Source organism: Vibrio splendidus (genome assembly GCF_001557875.1).
GTDB classification, from domain to species: domain Bacteria; phylum Pseudomonadota; class Gammaproteobacteria; order Enterobacterales; family Vibrionaceae; genus Vibrio; species Vibrio splendidus_F.
Genome location: NZ_LNRF01000018.1, coordinates 18,885 through 38,004 on the forward strand (window position 1 = coordinate 18,885; position 19,120 = coordinate 38,004).

The following is a 19,120-nucleotide window of genomic DNA, read 5'->3' on the forward strand; positions in this document are numbered from 1 at the left end:
TTAGTGTGAAATGACTTTAATGCGAGAGTATCAGGCGTAAGACGCATACTCTCGAAATGAACAACACAGAGAGGGATGCATCGGCATTGATGTCATTTTTCTCTGAGCAATAAGAGTAACTTGAGACAATGAGTAACGAATTTATTTACGGTATTCACGCGGTGAAAGCCGTACTAGAAAAAGATCCTGCACGTTTTATCGAAGCGTATGTACTGAAAGGTCGCCAAGACGAGCGTCTTCTTCCATTACTGAACCAACTGCAACAGTTTGGTGTGTCGATTCAGCAGATGGGGCGTAAGCCGCTGGATGAAAAAGCACAAGGTGCGAATCACCAAGGTCTTATTGCTAAGGTGAAGCCTGCTAAGCAGCTTAATGAAACTCACCTAGATGATATCCTAGCGCAGCACGAACAGCCTTTGCTGTTGGTTCTAGATGGCGTAACAGACCCTCATAACCTAGGCGCTTGTCTGCGTAACGCGGATGCGGCGGGTGTTGCTGCTGTTATCGTACCGAAAGATCGCTCTTCACCGTTAACAGCAACGGTAAGCAAGGTAGCGTGTGGTGCGGCTGAAACGGTTCCGCTAGTACGTGTAACCAACCTAGCTCGCACAATGCGTGCACTGCAAGAGCAGGGCGTATGGTTTGTGGGTACGGCAGGTGAAGCAACGCATGATATCTACCAAGCGAAGCTAACAGGCCCTCTTGCGGTAGTTATGGGTGCAGAAGGTGACGGTATGCGTCGTCTAACACGTGAAACCTGTGATGACCTAATTAAGATCCCAATGGCAGGTAGCGTGTCGAGCCTAAACGTTTCAGTAGCATCTGGCATATGTCTGTTCGAAGCAGTACGTCAGCGTTTAGCTCAGTAATAGATTGAAAATATTCAAATATTAAACGCTCATTACTTAGGTGATGGGCGTTTGTTTTATCGGCACAAATAGGGTGGAAATTGCGATTACTGGATGGCTAGATGGCGAAAGAAAAACTGTTTCATTATTCGCCAAATACCACTTGCCAATACAGGGTTCTTTCTATAATATTTGCCGTCCTTAAAACTCGGTCATTTATCTTTAGTTCCTTGCTTCCTCTGGACGACCGGGCCACTCGTGGAAGCTAATAATCCGTAAGGAGCAACCAAATGCGTCATTACGAAATCGTATTCATGGTTCACCCTGATCAAAGCGAGCAAGTTGCTGGCATGATCGAGCGTTACACTGGTTCTATCACTGAAGCTGGCGGTACTATCCACCGTCTAGAAGACTGGGGTCGTCGTCAAATGGCTTACCCAATCAACAAGCTTCACAAAGCTCACTACGTTCTTATGAACGTTGAAGCTGGTCAAGAAGTGATTGACGAGCTAGAAACTGCTTTCCGTTTCAACGATGCAGTTCTACGTAACATGATCATGCGCACTAAAGGCGCTGTGACTGAGCAATCTATTATGCTTAAGCAAAAAGAAGAGCGTGCAGAGCGTGCTCCTCGTCGCGAAGAGCGTACAGAAGCTAAACCAGAAGCAGCTGCTGAGTAATTCTTTTTTGGCTTAACGCCTTAAAAAATTCTCAACTTGTTTTAGGTCATTGATAGTTATTTCGATAATTGTGAAAGACCGCTTTACTAAATTTAAGATCAGGAGATAGCCCATGGCTCGTTTCTTCCGTCGTCGTAAATTCTGCCGTTTCACTGCAGAAGGCGTACAAGAGATTGACTACAAAGACGTAGCAACTCTTAAAAACTACATCACTGAAGCTGGTAAAATCGTACCTAGCCGTATCACTGGTACAAGCGCTAAGTACCAGCGTCAACTAGCTCGCGCTATCAAGCGTTCTCGTTACCTAGCTCTACTACCGTACACTGACAAGCATCAGTAATCGGTAATAGTTAATAATAGTTTAAGAGGACTAAGATAATGCAAGTTATTCTACTTGATAAGATCGGTAACCTAGGTGGCCTTGGCGACCAAGTAAACGTTAAATCTGGTTACGCTCGTAACTTCCTTATCCCACAGGGTAAAGCAGTTATGGCAACTAAAGACAACGTTGCTATGTTCGAAACTCGTCGTGCTGAACTAGAAGCTAAAGTTGCTGAGCAACTAGCTGCTGCTGAAGCTCGTGCAGAGAGCGTTAACACTCTAGAAGGCGTTACAATCGCTTCTAAAGCTGGTGACGAAGGTAAACTATTCGGTTCTATCGGTACTCGTGACATCGCTGACGCTATTACAGCGGCAGGTGTTGCAGTAGCTAAGAGCGAAGTACGCCTACCTGAAGGCGCTCTACGTAACATCGGCGAATTCGAAGTAAGCATCCAACTTCACTCTGAAGTTTTTGCTACTGCGAAAATCGCTATCGTTGCAGCTGAGTAATTTCAGTACCAAGACGAATTCTTTCTTTTGAAAGTTTTAAACACCAGCTTCGGCTGGTGTTTTTTTATGTCTGAAATATAGGAAAGTGCAAGGAAGGGTTGTGGTAAGTAAAAAGCTTATAGTGATCTCAAAGCTCTGACTGCTAAACAGGCCGTTCCCAAGGTTAGAAGTGATCTTAAGATTAGAATTGGAATAGCAGGTTTATAGATAGAACAGAGTCTTCTTTGCTTAATCCTTCAGGCACTTTATCGTGGTATTGGCGAGAGTGAGCGATCTTCAGCGCGATATTGTCAGTAATATCATTGATGGCTTCGAGTTCGGTATCAAACTTTAGGTTACTGTGGCCAGACACTAATGTCACATCCGCTTTTAGCTGCAGATTCTTCAATACCTGCCAAGACGTATTCACGTTGCCACGAAAAATCGCTTCTTCAACAATCTCTGGGAAGATGATGTCATCATCGTCTAGCTCATCGAGATTCGGCTCTTGGTAACGAAAACCCGGACCGACTTCGACTTCCAATACAAACTCTTCTGTATTTGAAAACTGGTAACCCAGACCGCTCGAAACAGTGTAGTCCTTAAAGTAGGCGCTGTATCGTGAGTCGACGCCTTTAAAACTGCCGTAAAGGTAGGTTTTAGGGCTTAACTTGTAGTCACTCTGAGCCGAGTAAGTCGATTGCCTTTTATCTTCTTCGCCATCTTTGTAGAGGTTGTAGTATTTCCATTCGCCACTGGTTCTATGACGACCAGCCGTGTACTCACCGTTCAGGCGTGCGTTAAGCGACCGTGAATCAGAATTACCAGTATGCGACTGATATCCAAATTCGACTTCCGTTTTTAGTGGGCTCGGCAGTTCTGTGTCACTTGTATCATTCGGTGCGATATCCATATCTTTTTCTTCAGGTGTCGGTGCAACGACGATCGGCTCAGCAGTAGGTTCTGGTACTACTATAGAGTCGAGAATTGCATCAACAGAGGCTTTAGCATCATCAGCTAAGGCCTGCGGAGTGCTCAGGAGACCAGTGCTCAGAAGACAAGTGCTCAGAGCCAATAATTTGGACACGCATACCTCTAGTTATACAGTGAGTGAATGGCAGGATCGTAATGCTACCCTTGGTTAATTCCGTCAGCAATAGGTAAATTCTTCCTGAAGAATAAAACAAACTCATAGGATCGGATTACAAACGGATGTTCTTGGGTATAATGAACGATCATTATTAGTTATTGAGTGTAGTCATAGTGGATACCAAAAGTCAGAAATCAGCCAACGATCAGGTGGACGCCATCAAGGTCCCGCCACATTCATTAGAAGCTGAGCAATCTGTTATTGGCGGTTTGTTATTGGATAACGAGCGCTGGGATACGGTTGCCGAAAAGGTTGTGGCCAAAGACTTTTATAGCCGTCCTCACCGTCTCATCTTTGAAGCGGTAAAAGATATCCTTGAAGAGAGCTCTCCTCTGGATCTTATTACACTCTCTGAACATTTAGAGCTGCGTGAGCAACTTGAAGAAGTGGGTGGCTTTGCTTACCTAGCTGACCTAGCGAAAAATACACCAAGTGCCGCAAACATCAATGCGTATGCGGATATCGTGGCGCAACGTGCACTTGTTCGTAGCTTGATTGGTGTTGCGAATGAGATTGCGGATTCTGGTTATGACCCTCAAGGTCGCACATCGGAAGAACTTGTTGATCTGGCTGAAAGTAAAGTCTTCGCGATAGCCGAAGGCCGTGCAAGTGAAAACGAAGGTCCGCAAAACGTTGATAGCATTCTAGAGAAAACGCTAGAACGTATCGAAATCCTATACAAAACGCCGCAAGACGGTGTGACCGGTGTCGATACCGGTTTCAACGACCTCAATAAAAAGACTGCTGGTCTACAAGGTTCTGATTTAATCATTGTCGCCGCTCGTCCATCGATGGGTAAAACGACCTTCGCGATGAACTTGTGTGAAAACGCGGCGATGAAGCAAGACAAGCCAGTGCTAATCTTCTCGCTAGAGATGCCAGCCGAACAGCTGATGATGCGTATGCTTGCGTCACTTTCTCGCGTAGACCAAACCAAAATTCGTACCGGTCAACTGGACGATGAAGATTGGGCTCGTATCTCGTCGAGTATGGGTATTCTGATGGATAAGAAGAATATGTATATCGATGATAGCTCGGGTCTAACGCCAACCGAAGTGCGTTCTCGTGCTCGACGTATTGCTCGTGAACACGATGGTATCTCTATGATTATGATAGATTACCTTCAATTAATGCGTGTTCCTTCATTATCTGATAACCGTACTCTTGAAATCGCCGAGATCTCTCGCTCATTGAAAGCGCTAGCGAAAGAACTGAACGTTCCGGTTGTAGCACTTTCTCAGCTTAACCGTTCCCTAGAGCAACGTGCTGATAAGCGCCCGGTAAACTCGGATTTGCGTGAATCAGGTTCGATCGAGCAAGATGCCGATTTGATCATGTTTATCTATCGTGATGAGGTTTATAACCCAGACAGCTCACTGAAAGGTATTGCTGAGATCATCCTTGGTAAGCAGCGTAACGGTCCTATCGGTTCGGTTCGTTTGACATTCCAAGGTCAACACTCCCGATTTGATAACTATGCAGGTCCTGCATTTGATGATGAGTAATCGTTAATGACGTATATGAAAGCAGCGACGGCAAGCATTGATCTTAGTGCGTTGGAACATAACCTTCGCCAAATAAAGTCGAAGGCTCCGCAATGTAAAGTCATGTCGGTTGTGAAAGCCAATGGCTATGGACACGGCTTACTGCATATTGCTAAGCACTCGAAAAACTCAGATGCGTTTGGTGTTGCTCGTATTGAAGAAGCGTTACAACTGCGTGCCGGTGGTATTGTTCAACCTGTTCTATTGCTTGAGGGTTTTTACTCGTCAGGTGATTTACCGATATTGGTGACTAATAACATCCAAACTGTAGTGCATTGTGAAGAACAACTTAGTGCTCTAGAAAATTCAGTTCTTGAATCACCCGTTGTGGTGTGGCTGAAAGTTGATAGCGGCATGCATCGCTTGGGTGTTCGTTCTGAACAATATCAAGATTTCGTTGAGCGCCTGCATCAATGTCCTAACGTGGCTAAGCCTTTGCGTTACATGAGCCATTTTGGCTGTGCAGATGAGTTAGACAAAGCAGCCACAGAGCAACAGACTGAATTATTCCTATCTCTGACAGAAGGCTGTGAGGGTGAGCGCTCTCTTGCGAACTCTGCAGGTTTACTTGCTTGGCCAGATAGCCACTTAGATTGGGTTCGTCCTGGCATCATTTCTTACGGCGTATCACCTTTCGTTGACAAATCAGCTCAAGAGCTTGGTTTCTTGCCAGTGATGACTCTGACCTCTCACCTGATTGCGGTTCGTGATTTGAAAGCCGGTGAAAGCGTGGGTTATGGCGGTAACTGGACCAGTGAACGTGATACTAAAGTTGGTGTAATCGCAATTGGTTATGGCGATGGTTACCCTCGCACTGCGCCGAACGGCACGCCAGTGTTCGTCAACGGTAGAAAAGCACCGATCGCAGGCCGAGTATCAATGGATATGCTAACGGTTGACCTTGGCCCTGATGCGATGGATCAAGTGGGTGATGAAGCGACGCTATGGGGTAAAGACTTACCTTCAGAAGAAGTGGCAGAACATATTGGCACGATCGCTTACGAGTTGGTCACTAAACTGACTTCGCGTGTTGCGATGGAGTATGTGAAGTAATCATGGATCTTATAAAGTAAATGATGTTCAAGCGAACGACTCGACACTTAGTGATGTCAGTGATGGCGCTACTTGGTGTCAGCTTTTCTTCCTCTGCTTTGAGTGAAGAAAAAGATTCAGCCTTTGTCCCTTTCTACTTCAGCACCGAAACCATGGGTAACACCTTTGGGGTTGCGGGTGTCGCAAAGGGGGTTTGGCAACCTCAAGCCGCTCTGTTTGGTATGGCACTTTATTCAGATAAAGATAGCTACGTCGGTTTCTTATCAGCCTTTAATTTTGCATTGTCTGAGAGCGTACTGTTCAGCACTCAGATGTATCAAGCTCGCTTCAACGACAACCCGTATTACATTGGCTCTCAAGGCGATAATGATTCATCCATTGATGACAAAACCATTGCCGATGGCTTAGAAGAAAACTATCAGTTTGAGTTTAAGTACCTGCTGCCTTGGGGCAATGTTGCAGAATATGGCTTGTTAGGGGCATTTCAACCGCTCAAAGACGTGAGCCTTGCTTCGCCCGTTGAGTCGGGTGTCAGCTCGATTGTCTTTACACCTTTTTATACTTCCCGAGAGTTAGAAGGCTTAAACAATTCTGAAGAGGCGACGGGCTTTAGTTTGGCGTTTGATTGGGATAACCGTGATAGCACACGTAACCCAACCAAGGGCTCTCATACTAACTTAGAATTCACCACCGGAGCAGAAAGCTGGTCTAATGATGACTTGTGGCTCAAGTGGACCTTCCAAAATAGTCAGTACTTTGCTTTAGGTCCTTTAGGGGACTTATTTGATCAACAAGTTTTAGCATTCGATTTCTATACGGCTGACACGCCTACATGGGATAACTGCTCTGGGCAAGATTGTGCTCGTCCACCGGAGACCGAGCAAGCTCGATTAGGTGGCTTGTATCGATTACGAGGTTATACCGGAGGCCGTTATCACGGTCGCTCTGCAGTGCATTACTCTGCAGAGTATCGAGTGCTTCCTGACTGGCAACCTTTGGGCGATATCCCACTGATTAACTACTACGACTTGCCTTGGTGGCAATGGGTAGCGTTTGCTGAAGTAGGGCGCGTTGCGGATGAGTACGACATTAAAACACTGCATACAGACATGAAGTGGAGCTTAGGTGGCGCAGTTCGTTTCCAAGTGGAAGGCATTGTTGTTCGTGCTGAATTAGCGCGAGGTGGTGATGAAGGGACCTTTAGGGTCATGATAAATCAGCCCTTCTAAAGCTTTCGGCCTACAGTAGGCCAAATACTATTTTTATAAGAGTGGTTGTGGAAACGCGCCACTCTTTTTTATTAACAAGATATTGTTTTTATTAAGGAGATCTTGTTTTCAAGCAGTCTACTCACCTTGCATCGTAGCAATCACAGTTCGGCTTCCACCACAATCCCGGTGCTCTCCTAAGTAAATGCCCTGCCATGTTCCTAAAGCTAAACGACCATTGCTAATTGGTATTGTCACACTGGTGCCAAGTGTCGATGCTTTAATGTGGGCAGGCATGTCATCATCACCTTCATAGGTGTGTCTGTAGTAGGGCGCTCGCTCGGGAACAAACTTATTGAAGTGCGACTCCATATCAGTACGGACGGTAGGATCTGCGTTTTCGTTTAATGTGAGGCTGGCTGAGGTATGTTGGATAAAAAGATGTAATAAACCAACAGATAAAGAATTGATATCGTGTATTTGTCGTTCAATTTCATCAGTAATGAGATGAAATCCACGCTTTCGTGCATTTAGGTGTATAGTCTTCTGAATCCACATACGCCATCCTTTATAATGTATTTGGAAAAAAAGTAGTTTAACGCTATCTTTTGAACTTGAATTTATCAGGTGTCGCTCACATTTAATTATGTTAGAGCTAGAGTCTGTACCGATTCTTCTATCAGGAAATCTAATCCTGATTTATCTCAAGGTACAGCTCTTCATATGCGGCATAATACGTCGTGAAAAAAAATTACAAAGAATCTTTCAGTGGTGACGCGGTTTGGTCATCACAGAAAAATATAAACTTTCGCCTAATCGGGGGTTCTATTCATCACCTAGGTGACGTTTAGAATAAAACCTACAGTAACATCGGGATAGATACCATGTTGAAAAATATCAACCCAACGCATACACAAGCGTGGAAAGCTCTAACTGCACATTTTGAGTCTGCTCAAGATATGGATATGAAAGAGCTGTTTGCTCAAGATGCAAAGCGTTTCGAGAGCTTTTCTACTCGTTTCGGTTCTGACATCTTAGTGGATTACTCTAAGAACCTTATCGATGCTGAAACTATGCAGCACCTATTTGCTCTTGCGAACGAGACTGAAGTTAAGTCTGCAATTGAAGCAATGTTCGGTGGTGATGCAATCAACAAGACTGAAGGTCGTTCAGTACTTCACACTGCTCTACGTAACCGTAGCGACAACCCAGTAATGGTTGATGGCAAAGACGTGATGCCAGCAGTCAATGCAGTACTAGCAAAAATGGAACTGTTCACACACCGCATCGTTTCTGGTGAGTGGAAAGGTTACACAGGTAAAGAGATCACTGATGTAGTTAACATCGGTATCGGCGGTTCGGACCTTGGTCCATACATGGTGACTGAAGCGCTAACGCCATACAAAACTCGTCTAAACATGCACTTCGTTTCTAACGTAGATGGCACTCACATCGTTGAGACTCTTAAGCCTCTAAACCCAGAAACGACACTATTCTTAGTGGCATCTAAAACATTCACTACTCAAGAAACAATGACTAACGCGCACTCTGCACGTGATTGGTTCTTGGCTGAAGCGGGTGACAACGCACACGTAGCTAAACACTTCGCAGCACTATCAACTAATGCAACTGCAGTTGCTGAGTTTGGTATCGATACTGACAACATGTTCGAATTCTGGGATTGGGTTGGTGGCCGTTACTCACTATGGTCTGCGATCGGTCTTTCTATTTCTCTTTCTGTTGGCTTCGATAACTTCGTTGAGCTACTAGAAGGTGCTCACGAGATGGATAACCACTTTGCTTCAACTGAGTTTGAAAGCAACATTCCAGTCATCCTTGCGCTTATCGGTATTTGGTACAACAACTTCCACGGCGCTGAGTCAGAAGCAATTCTACCTTACGATCAATACATGCACCGTTTTGCTGCTTACTTCCAGCAAGGTAACATGGAATCAAACGGTAAGTTTGTAGACCGTGAAGGCAACCCAGTAGAGTACCAAACTGGTCCTATCATCTGGGGTGAACCTGGTACAAACGGCCAACACGCTTTCTATCAACTGATTCACCAAGGCACTAAGCTGATCCCATCAGACTTCATCGCGCCTGCTATCAGTCACAACCCATCATCTGATCACCACCAGAAGCTAATGTCTAACTTCTTTGCTCAAACTGAAGCACTAGCATTCGGTAAGACAAAAGAAACTGTGGAAGCTGAATTCCTAGCGGCTGGCAAAACTGCAGAAGAAGTGGCTGAACTAGTACCTTTCAAAGTGTTTGAAGGTAACCGCCCTACGAACTCAATTCTTGTTAAGCAAATCAACCCTCGCTCTTTAGGTAACCTAATCGCGATGTACGAGCACAAGATCTTCGTTCAAGGCGTTATCTGGAACATCTTCAGCTTCGACCAATGGGGTGTGGAACTTGGTAAGCAACTAGCAAACCAAATTCTTCCAGAGCTTGCTGACGATGCTCAAGTAACGTCTCACGACAGCTCAACGAACGGTCTAATCAACGCATTTAAAGCGCTGAAAGCTTAAGACTGTTTGAGCAACACTAAGTAATAAATGTAAAACGCCAACCTTCGGGTTGGCGTTTTTGTATCTGTAGAGCAAGCAATGGTTAAATCACAGTTAATAAAAAAGGCTGGCATTATGCCAACCTTCTTTGATTTGATACTCAGTACTTAGAAATAAACAGTTGTTATTCGAAACAGATCTCGATGAAAGCATTACCCCATTGAGATGAGAAAGGCATGATGATGATTGCTCCGTCACACTTGTGACGAATAGTATGACCTTTACCGGAAACCACGATTGGCGTTGCCATATCGAAGTCAAAACCGCTTTCCGCAAGAATACGTTTTGCACCGCCAGTCACCATGTTAGTGATTTCACCCACCATATCGGTTACTTCTTCGTTGAGGCCGTTTGGTCGCTCACCGAGCATGTTTTCCATGATTTCGAGAGCGAGGCCTTCATCAAAGGTGATCGACATTGAGCCACGAGATTGTGTACCCACCATACCAATTAGGCCGGATACATCACCACGAGCGATTTCATCTTTCTTAACTCTCGGTTTTTGTGGCTTCAATTCTAGAGAAGCCATCGTTTTTAATACGTTCATCAAAGAAGCTAAAAACGGGTTTACAAATTCAGCGCGCATAATGTTCTTCTATAATCTTATTCTTTCATCTCGGAGGAGCAAGATTGGCAAATGCCATGCGATTCAATGACATGATTAGTCAATTGAAATCCATGCTTCTCAGCGTTACTGGCGAGTAGGGTGACAAGCGCATCGTCTTGCAGTTCTATCACAGTGCCACATTTATCGCAGATCAGTAGTTGGGAGAAATGTTTGTGGGCATTGCAAGAGCAGCAGCATATGAAGCTATTGGTTGACTCAACTCGGTGAATGAAACCTTGTTCCAACAAGAAATCCAAAGCGCGATAAACTGTAGGAGGCTTGGCCTGCGGTTCACTGACTTTCAACTGCTCTAATAATTCATAAGCACTGGAGGCTTTTTTATTAGAGAGGATGAGCTCAAACACTCGCTTTCTTTGAGGTGTTAGTCTAACTCCTCGCGATGCGCATATCCCTTCAACTTGCTCTATTAATGTGTGGTCCAAATTTTTCACCATTCAATCGGACATCCCTAATCAAACCTTATTTCTAGGTTACTACGTTTTGGGAGCCAATGATTTCTATTAAAGTCAGGTACAGAGCGTATTGTGACCCACGACTTTGAATAAGACAAGGTAACTCAAAATGACAGTGTGACTCAAGGCATAACTGATTAATGAGATTGAATTAGAGATCTGGTGAATAGGTTTATAAAAAAATGTGAGGCAAAGTTCATATAGCACAAACAGGGCATAGCATTTACAATAGCCGACCTTGCTTTTGCTGGGTATTCCAGCATATTTTTTTGACTCGCTACTAGGGTACTTTGCCATGACACATTCATGTAGGTTGTCTGTCGCTCCAATGCTCGATTGGACTGACCGCCACTGTCGTTACTTTCACCGTTTGCTTTCTCAGCAGACTCTTCTGTACACGGAAATGGTAACAACGGGCGCGATCTTACATGGTAAGGGCGACTTTCTAGAATATAACGAGCAAGAACATCCTCTTGCTCTTCAGCTCGGTGGCTCAAATCCGGTTGATCTTGCTGCTTGTGCTAAGCTGGCTGGTGAGCGCGGATATGATGAAGTTAACCTTAACGTAGGTTGCCCTTCAGACAGAGTTCAAAACGGCCGCTTTGGTGCGTGTTTAATGGCTGAGCCAGAGCTGGTGGCAGATTGTGTGTCGGCGATGAAAGAAGTCACTGATATTCCAATTACAGTAAAAACGCGTATCGGCATTGATGACCAAGACTCTTATGAGTTTTTAACTAAGTTTGTTTCAACGGTTTCTGAAAAGGGCGGCTGCGAACAATTTACTATCCACGCACGTAAAGCATGGCTGAGTGGCCTTAGCCCGAAAGAAAACCGTGAGATCCCACCTCTAGATTATGATCGTGCATACCAAATCAAGAGAGACTTCTCTGATCTTGTGATTGCCGTGAATGGTGGCATTACTACTCTTGAGCAAACTAAAGAGCACTTGCAGCACCTTGACGGTGTGATGATTGGTCGTGAGGCTTACCATAGCCCGTTTATCTTGGCTGAAGTCGATCAACAGATTTTTGGTTTAGACACACCAATTAAGAAGCGCTCACAGGTTGTCGAAGAGATGTACCCGTACATCGAACGTGAACTTTCAAATGGCGCAAGCTTAGGACATATCTCTCGTCATATGCTTGGTTTGTTCCAAAGCATGCCAGGTGCAAGACAGTGGCGTCGCTACATCAGTGAAAACGCGCATAATAAAGGCGCAGGTATCGAAGTGATGCAAACAGCATTGGCTAAGATCCCTAAAGAGCTAAATGTTTAACCACCTTCAAGGTTAAAATTCTAACTCAAAAAATTAAGGTTAAATTCGCCATTAGAGGCTAAATTTACCACCACAAGTTTCCGAAAAGCCACGTATGAAGATGCGTGGCTTTTTATTTATCTGATAAATAAGGATTTTATTGGATTGGCATACTTGGTATGGAAGCTGCAATGTTAGAAAGTAGGAAAGATAGGTCATTAACTCATTAGGGAGACCATTATGTTTGAATTAATCTTTGTTCTTATTTTCGTCGCAACTCTGCTTGTCACTGGTATCACGTTTATGACGGTATTGGCTGCAACCGGAGTAGCGTTATTAGTCATGTTGGTCTTAGGTATGATGGGCGTCGTGTTTAAGTTACTGCCTTGGTTGATCGTGATTGCAATCGGTGTGTGGTTTTTCAAAAACTTTGTACACAGTTCTAACCAGAGACGTTACTAAGGTCATCGTGCCGTCAAATCTTTACTCGTCAGCGGTTTATCGTTTTAGAATTTAATATGTGTGGTAGAATTTTCCCCAATAATCTGTGAATGTGCATACAATTAGCACTACGATATGGAATTGGAGCTATCTCAAATGAATAAAATGCCATTAATTGCTTTAGTGGGAATGCTATCTTTAAGCTCGGCAGTGGCTGCTGAAGAAGAGTTTTCTTACACGGCTAAAGTCGGTGCCGATATGTGGTGGGGAAGTACTAAGCTAAACGAAGTTAGACAAGATGATGATTCTAACTCTCCTTCGGTGTATTTCGCATTTGAGCATAACGCCCCAATGCTTCCAAATGCTAGCTTCCGTTATACCTCTGTTGATTCGGACTCGTTGGCTTTTGATAAGTACGACTACACATTCTATTACACGTTGCTAGAGCATAAGTTGATGAACTTCGATGCGGGTGTGACGTTTACTCAGTACTCGAACTCTAGTTACATTGAGCCAAAAGCGACTGATGCGAAAACATCAACGTTTGATGAGTTCACTTGGAGCTTCTACGGTAACGCAGAGATCAATGTGCCGGACACTAACTTCGATATTATTGGTACGATGGAGTTCGGTGATAGCAGTGGTATTAAGAGCACTGACTTGATGGCGGGTGTTCAATATCGAATCCCTGTATCAGAATCTGAAATTGCCCTGCGTGGTGGTTACCGTGTTATAGACCTAGACTCGGATGAGTTCTTTAGTTCGGAACTAGGAAAGAGCTTCGTCATGGTCGATGGTTGGTTTGCTGGTGCTGAAGTGCGCTTTTAGGCCATATAAAGCAAATTTAGAACGAATTTTAAGAACGCCACTTTATTAAGTGGCGTTTTTTATATCTATTGATTATATCTTTCTGGAATTAGTTAGCACATTCATCACTTTCGACCATCCTTATACAGAGATCTAATTAGCGTCTATTCTTATAAGGTCTATGCTGTTGGGGCAGAACAAGGGATGGAATATGACACTCAATGAATTACGCAATTTATATCGAGAAAACTTGTTAGTTGAAGCCATCATAGAGCCCTCAATACAAGAAGGGTCTTGGGTTGTGGAGTTTCGTCATATGGGAGGTGGCTTTGTTCTACTCACAGATGTCCATGGTGAGGAGTGTCATTACGCGGATTTAGACCTAGCATCTAAGTCGGCAATGGCCGTTGGCTTTCAGCAAGTACGCATTGAAAACCAGTAAGACAATTTACGGTTCAATCGGTTTTTACTTCCAAAAAGTTATAAAACATACTTTTCTATTCTTTCTTGTTATTAAAAGGAGTGGTTAATCTATCGTCACGCAATGATTAGGGATGTCGTGACCATGTCTTTAAATAAGAAAGAGTCTTCACAAAATAATAATGCACAGTCTGGGGCTAATGAGTTACCTGGGCTAGCAGCACCACTTAATGACCAACAATTGGGTCATCTTCAGCAATCTGTTTCTGAACTGTCTTCACAGCAACTGGCATGGGTCAGTGGTTACCTTTGGGGAGTGAGCCAAGCTCAGCCTGTCGGTGCTGCTGCGCCAATCGCTCAAGCGGCCGCTGCAGTAGTGGCTAAGCCAGCGGGTAAGCTCAGCATTATCTTCGCTTCTCAAACTGGTAATGCGAAAGGCGTCGCTGAATCGCTAGAGGCAGAAGCTAAAGCCTTAGGAATCGCGGTCGAGCTTTTCGATGCGAGTGATTATAAAGGTAAAAACCTAGCCAAAGAGACACACGTCATTTTCGTCGCTTCAACCAATGGCGAGGGTGAAGCCCCTGATAACGCGATTGAACTGCATGAATTCCTTCAATCGAAGAAAGCGCCAAAATTATCGAATCTACAATACGGTGTGATTGGTTTGGGTGACTCTAGCTATGAGTTCTTCTGCCAAACGGCTAAAGATTTCGATAACTTCCTCGCTAAGCTTGGTGCGAAATCGTTTGTCGATCGCCTTGATTGTGATGTTGATTACGAAGAATCAGCAACGGAGTGGCGCGCTAAAGCGTTATCACAAGTTCAAGAAACTCTATCGACAGGTGCCGAGGCTGATATCGTTCAGCTACCAGTAGGCCAAGCAGCTGCTGGTCATTCGCAATACACCAAACAAAACCCATATACAGCGACACTATTAACTAGTCAAAAGATCACCGGTCGTGATTCGGGCAAAGATGTTCGTCATATCGAAATCGATCTTGATGAGTCGGGTATTACCTACCAACCTGGCGATGCGCTAGGTGTGTGGTATGAAAACAGTTCAGAACTCGCGAATCAGATTCTTTCTAAGGTTGGATTATCGGGTATCGAAAGTGTCGATATCGATGGTGACAATCTATCTATCCATAGTGCGCTAGTGAGTAAATTTGAGATTACGACTTCAAATCCTCAACTTGTGACTAAGTTTGCTGAGTTATCGGGCAGCAAGAAGTTAATCAAGCTGGTGGAAGATAAGGACAAGCTTCGTGAATATGCGGGTAATACACAAATCGTCGATGTTTTAGCTGAGAAGAAAACCAAGCTATCGGCTGATGAGTTAATTGGCCTGTTACGTAAGCTGACTCCACGCCTCTACTCTATTGCATCAAGTCAAGCGGAAGTGGATGAAGAAGTTCACCTAACGGTTGGTCTGGTTGAATACCAAAAAGGTGAAGAGTCTCGTTTAGGTGGAGCCTCTAGCTTCTTAGCTCAACGCCTTGAAGAAGGTGGTGAAGTGAAGGTGTTTGTTGAGAACAACAATAACTTCAAGCTACCACAAGACGACAATACACCAATCATCATGGTCGGCCCGGGTACAGGTATCGCACCTTTCCGCAGTTTTGTTCAAGAGCGAGAAAACAATGATGCTGAAGGCAAAAGCTGGTTGTTCTTTGGTGACCGTACCTTTACTCAAGATTTCTTATACCAAGTTGAATGGCAAAAGTACCTCAAGTCTGGCGCGCTAACTAAGCTAGATGTTGCCTTTAGCCGTGACCAAAAAGAAAAGGTTTATGTTCAGGATCGTTTAATCGAACAAGCAGAGCAGGTGTGGCAATGGCTGCAAGAGGGCGCTTACCTCTATGTCTGTGGCGATGCGACTCGAATGGCTAAAGATGTTCATGAAGCGTTAGTTACGATAGCGGAAAAACATGGCAACCAGAGCCGAGAGCAAGCTGAACAATATATTAATGATCTACGTAAAGCGAAACGTTACCAAAGGGATGTGTACTAATGAGCAAGCAAGTAATAGAGCAAGAAGTGCTAGGTCAAGTACTTGGACCTTTGGCTGACAATGAGCGTCTTAAGCGTGAAAGTAATAACCTACGCGGTACGATTGAAGAAGATCTCCAAGACCGTATAACCGGTGGCTTTACTGCTGATAACTTTCAGTTGATTCGTTTCCACGGTATGTATCAACAAGACGACCGTGATATTCGTAACGAACGTACTAAGCAAAAGCTCGAACCGTTACATAACGTAATGCTTCGTGCGCGTATGCCGGGTGGCATCATTACCCCTAAGCAGTGGTTGGCGATTGATAAGTTCGCAGACGAAAGCACTTCTTACGGTTCAATTCGTCTAACAACACGTCAAACGTTTCAGTTCCACGGTGTCTTGAAGCCGAACATTAAGTTGATGCACCAAACGCTAAACAGCATTGGTATTGATTCAATTGCGACAGCGGGTGATGTAAACCGAAATGTACTGTGTACAACAAACCCGGTTGAATCTGAACTTCATCAAGAAGCGTACGAGTGGGCGAAAAAGATCAGCGAGCATCTATTACCTAAGACTCGCGCTTATGCAGAAATCTGGTTGGATGGTGAGAAATTAGAAACAACGGATGAAGAACCTATCCTAGGTAGTAACTATCTACCTCGTAAGTTCAAGACAACGGTTGTGATTCCTCCGCAAAATGACGTCGACGTCCATGCTAACGATCTTAACTTTGTTGCAATTGCTGAAGACGGAAAGCTGGTGGGCTTTAACGTGTTAGTCGGTGGCGGCCTTGCTATGACACACGGTGATTCGTCTACTTATGCACGTAAAGCTGACGACTTTGGTTTTGTGCCATTAGATAAAACGTTAGATGTAGCGGCAGCGGTGGTAACGACTCAGCGTGACTGGGGTAATCGTTCAAACCGTAAGAATGCAAAAACCAAATACACACTAGACCGTGTTGGTATTGATGTATTCAAAGCGGAAGTAGAAAAGCGTGCCGGTGTTGAATTCTCTGAAAGCCGTCCTTATGAGTTCACTGGGCGTGGTGATCGGATTGGTTGGGCGGAAGGCATTGATGGTAAGCACCACTTAGCGTTATTCATTGAGAATGGCCGTTTGCTTGATTTTCCTGGGAAAGCTCTAAAAACGGGTGTGGCTGAAATTGCGAAGATTCACAAAGGTGATTTCCGCATGACTGCAAATCAAAACTTAATTGTTGCGGGTGTGTCGACGAGTCAAAAGGCCAAGATTGAAAAACTGGCGCGTCAATATGGCTTGATGGATGATGCTGTTTCAGAGCAGCGTAAAAACTCAATGGCGTGTGTGGCTTTCCCAACATGTCCTTTAGCAATGGCAGAAGCTGAGCGTTTTCTTCCTGAGTTTGTAACGGATGTTGAAGACATTCTGAAAAAACATGGATTACCAGAAGAAGATAACATCATCCTTCGAATCACTGGTTGTCCAAACGGTTGTGGTCGTGCAATGTTGGCTGAACTTGGTTTAGTGGGTAAGGCTCCGGGGCGTTACAACATGCACCTAGGTGGCAACAAGGCCGGAACTCGTATCCCTAAGATGTATAAAGAGAACATCACATCAGCTCAGATCTTAGAAGAGATTGATGTGCTGGTGGGACGTTGGGCTACAGAACGCAACGACAATGAAGGGTTCGGTGATTTTACAATCCGAGCAGGCATCATCGAAGAGGTGATCATTTCCAAGAGGGATCTGCATGCATAATTCTGTCGCTTCAAAATTGAAGTTAGCAGAGCTACTCGCATTGACTAAGACGGAGCAAATACTTCGTCTTGGGCAAATTAATGCTGAGTTAGAACAGCTAACAGCATTAGAAAGAGTTAAATGGGCATTAGAAAACTTGGAAGGATCACATGTTGTGTCTTCAAGTTTCGGCATTCAAGCCGCGTTAATGCTGCACTTAGTGACTCGAGCAAAACCAGATATTCCGGTTATTCTGACGGACACAGGGTATCTATTTCCGGAGACCTATCGCTTTATCGATGAGTTGAGTAAGAAGTTGACTCTAAATCTTCAAGTCTTTCGCGCCCAACAGAGCCCTAACTGGCAAGAAGCGCAATATGGAAAACTTTGGGATCAAGGTATAGAAGGGATAGAGAAGTACAACAAGCTTAATAAAGTTGAACCGATGAGAAGAGCGCTAGATGAGCTCGAGGCTGGGACATGGTTTTCCGGCTTAAGAAGAGAGCAATCTCAATCGCGTGCAAACTTGCCAATCTTATCTATCCAAAATGGTGTGTTTAAATTTTTGCCGGTAATCGATTGGACGAATAAAGATGTTCACTATTACTTGGAAGAGCATGGCCTTAGTTACCACCCACTTCGTGAACAGGGGTACCTTTCTGTTGGAGATACACATACAACTAAGAAGTGGGAACCGGGTATGACTGAAGAGGAAACTCGTTTTAATGGGCTGAAACGCGAATGTGGTCTCCATGAAGATGATGGAGAGCAATATGGTTCTGGGATTTAGACTCATTGCTATTTTAAAAGCTGCCATTAGGCAGCTTTTTTAGTTTCTAGGGGATAAAATTAGAGCGATTGTGGATAAGTCTGTGGTTATTGTGTAGTTACTTTGTAGTTAAACTTGCATAAATAAGGCTTTGAGTGTTTATTCGTCATGTAATCGTCATTTTTGCATTTTTCTTTAATAAACACTTGCCAATGTGATGAACATCTCTATAATGCCGCCTCACTGACACGGCAGACGCCGCAAGGCTTCAGCGCAGAATGTTAGTTAGGCAACTAGCTTTAAGCGATAATTCGCTCCTACTTTTAGAAAGTAGAAATTAATTTTCAAAAGTGTTTGACACAGAGAATTAAATCGCTAGAATGGCCGCCTCTTCCGAAGTGATGTAAGTCACAACGAAGAGAAGCTCTTTAACAATTTAAACCTATCAATCTGTGTGGGCACTCGTTGATGAATATCAAAACGTTTTATCGTTAGATAAAACAGATTCTTCGGAATCAAAATTGATTTCAATGAACTGAGTGACCAATACGAATAACTTCGGTTATTTGGCACAGTCAATTCATTACCATTCTGTTGGAATGGTAATAGCTTTAGAATTACATGTTCATTTTCGAATGAATATTAGTTTTGAAGTCAGTATTCGTTGAGTCACAAAATCTTAAATTGAAGAGTTTGATCATGGCTCAGATTGAACGCTGGCGGCAGGCCTAACACATGCAAGTCGAGCGGAAACGACACTAA

General features: G+C 44.1%; 19 protein-coding genes and 1 rRNA gene. 16 read left to right on the top strand and 4 right to left on the bottom strand.

All coding sequences use genetic code 11. The annotated features are described in order from the left end of the window. Positions 1-128: 128 nt before the first annotated feature. From rlmB to rplI, 4 genes are all read left to right on the top strand, one after another. Positions 129-869 (top strand): 23S rRNA (guanosine(2251)-2'-O)-methyltransferase RlmB, encoded by a 741-nt coding sequence (gene rlmB, locus ATB74_RS22980; protein WP_017063180.1) that lies wholly within the window; start codon positions 129-131, stop codon positions 867-869. 269 nt (positions 870-1,138) lie between these two features. Continuing rightward, positions 1,139-1,528 carry a 30S ribosomal protein S6 gene (rpsF, locus tag ATB74_RS22985; protein WP_004741278.1) on the top strand — a complete coding sequence of 130 codons (390 nt, stop codon included), beginning with the start codon at positions 1,139-1,141 and terminating at the stop codon, positions 1,526-1,528. A 112-nt stretch (positions 1,529-1,640) separates the two neighbouring features. Continuing rightward, entirely contained in the window at positions 1,641-1,868 is a 228-nt protein-coding gene (rpsR, locus tag ATB74_RS22990; RefSeq protein WP_000090472.1) for a 30S ribosomal protein S18, read from the top strand. Positions 1,869-1,906: 38 nt separating this feature from the next. After that, positions 1,907-2,359 (top strand): 50S ribosomal protein L9, encoded by a 453-nt coding sequence (rplI, locus tag ATB74_RS22995; RefSeq protein WP_010434182.1) that lies wholly within the window; start codon positions 1,907-1,909, stop codon positions 2,357-2,359. A 181-nt stretch (positions 2,360-2,540) separates the two neighbouring features. Here rplI and ATB74_RS23000 read toward each other — a convergent pair whose 3' ends face one another. Next, a complete protein-coding gene (locus ATB74_RS23000; RefSeq protein ID WP_048662765.1) occupies positions 2,541-3,425 on the bottom strand; it encodes a DUF481 domain-containing protein in 885 nt (294 codons plus the stop codon). A 176-nt stretch (positions 3,426-3,601) separates the two neighbouring features. On the opposite strand from ATB74_RS23000, the gene ATB74_RS23005 reads away from it, so the two are divergent. The 3 genes from ATB74_RS23005 to ATB74_RS23015 are packed head-to-tail and all read left to right on the top strand — an operon-like array spanning position 3,602 to position 7,314. Next, entirely contained in the window at positions 3,602-4,993 is a 1,392-nt protein-coding gene (locus ATB74_RS23005) for a replicative DNA helicase (protein WP_016767560.1), read from the top strand. 6 nt (positions 4,994-4,999) lie between these two features. Further along, positions 5,000-6,085: an alanine racemase gene (alr, locus tag ATB74_RS23010; protein ID WP_081090165.1), complete on the top strand. Its 1,086-nt coding sequence runs from the start codon at positions 5,000-5,002 to the stop codon at positions 6,083-6,085. A gap of 23 nt (positions 6,086-6,108) precedes the next feature. After that, entirely contained in the window at positions 6,109-7,314 is a 1,206-nt protein-coding gene (locus ATB74_RS23015) for a BamA/TamA family outer membrane protein (protein WP_061019838.1), read from the top strand. 117 nt (positions 7,315-7,431) lie between these two features. Here the strand turns inward: ATB74_RS23015 and ATB74_RS23020 are convergent, their stop codons facing one another. Beyond that, positions 7,432-7,851: a secondary thiamine-phosphate synthase enzyme YjbQ gene (locus ATB74_RS23020; protein WP_061019831.1), complete on the bottom strand. Its 420-nt coding sequence runs from the start codon at positions 7,849-7,851 to the stop codon at positions 7,432-7,434. A 326-nt stretch (positions 7,852-8,177) separates the two neighbouring features. Between ATB74_RS23020 and pgi the strand changes: the two genes are divergently transcribed. Continuing rightward, positions 8,178-9,830 carry a glucose-6-phosphate isomerase gene (gene pgi / locus ATB74_RS23025; protein ID WP_061019832.1) on the top strand — a complete coding sequence of 551 codons (1,653 nt, stop codon included), beginning with the start codon at positions 8,178-8,180 and terminating at the stop codon, positions 9,828-9,830. 163 nt (positions 9,831-9,993) lie between these two features. Here the strand turns inward: pgi and ATB74_RS23030 are convergent, their stop codons facing one another. Both ATB74_RS23030 and zur read right to left on the bottom strand, forming a co-directional pair. Beyond that, positions 9,994-10,455, bottom strand: coding sequence for a chemotaxis protein CheX (locus tag ATB74_RS23030; protein WP_017059940.1), 462 nt, complete (start codon positions 10,453-10,455; stop codon positions 9,994-9,996). A 17-nt stretch (positions 10,456-10,472) separates the two neighbouring features. Then, complete coding sequence (zur, locus tag ATB74_RS23035; RefSeq protein WP_060983108.1) at positions 10,473-10,931, bottom strand: zinc uptake transcriptional repressor Zur; 459 nt, start codon at positions 10,929-10,931, stop codon at positions 10,473-10,475. 313 nt (positions 10,932-11,244) lie between these two features. On the opposite strand from zur, the gene dusA reads away from it, so the two are divergent. From dusA to ATB74_RS23075, 8 genes are all read left to right on the top strand, one after another. Beyond that, complete coding sequence (gene dusA / locus ATB74_RS23040) at positions 11,245-12,225, top strand: tRNA dihydrouridine(20/20a) synthase DusA (RefSeq protein WP_081090166.1); 981 nt, start codon at positions 11,245-11,247, stop codon at positions 12,223-12,225. 219 nt (positions 12,226-12,444) lie between these two features. After that, entirely contained in the window at positions 12,445-12,666 is a 222-nt protein-coding gene (gene pspG, locus ATB74_RS23045) for an envelope stress response protein PspG (RefSeq protein ID WP_017059950.1), read from the top strand. Between the two features lie 135 nt (positions 12,667-12,801). Further along, positions 12,802-13,473 carry a TIGR04219 family outer membrane beta-barrel protein gene (locus ATB74_RS23050; RefSeq protein WP_061019834.1) on the top strand — a complete coding sequence of 224 codons (672 nt, stop codon included), beginning with the start codon at positions 12,802-12,804 and terminating at the stop codon, positions 13,471-13,473. A gap of 190 nt (positions 13,474-13,663) precedes the next feature. Next, complete coding sequence (locus tag ATB74_RS23055) at positions 13,664-13,894, top strand: hypothetical protein (RefSeq protein ID WP_004735813.1); 231 nt, start codon at positions 13,664-13,666, stop codon at positions 13,892-13,894. A 123-nt stretch (positions 13,895-14,017) separates the two neighbouring features. Further along, a complete protein-coding gene (locus ATB74_RS23060; protein WP_061019835.1) occupies positions 14,018-15,883 on the top strand; it encodes an assimilatory sulfite reductase (NADPH) flavoprotein subunit in 1,866 nt (621 codons plus the stop codon). Then, positions 15,883-17,610 carry an assimilatory sulfite reductase (NADPH) hemoprotein subunit gene (gene cysI, locus ATB74_RS23065; protein ID WP_061019836.1) on the top strand — a complete coding sequence of 576 codons (1,728 nt, stop codon included), beginning with the start codon at positions 15,883-15,885 and terminating at the stop codon, positions 17,608-17,610. The genes ATB74_RS23060 and cysI overlap by 1 nt, the downstream gene beginning before the upstream one ends. After that, on the top strand, positions 17,603-18,379 hold the full coding sequence (locus ATB74_RS23070) for a phosphoadenylyl-sulfate reductase (RefSeq protein WP_061019837.1): 777 nt from the start codon (positions 17,603-17,605) through the stop codon (positions 18,377-18,379). The genes cysI and ATB74_RS23070 overlap by 8 nt, the downstream gene beginning before the upstream one ends. 660 nt (positions 18,380-19,039) lie before the next feature. Further along, positions 19,040-19,120, top strand: a 16S ribosomal RNA gene (locus tag ATB74_RS23075); the annotation flags it as partial.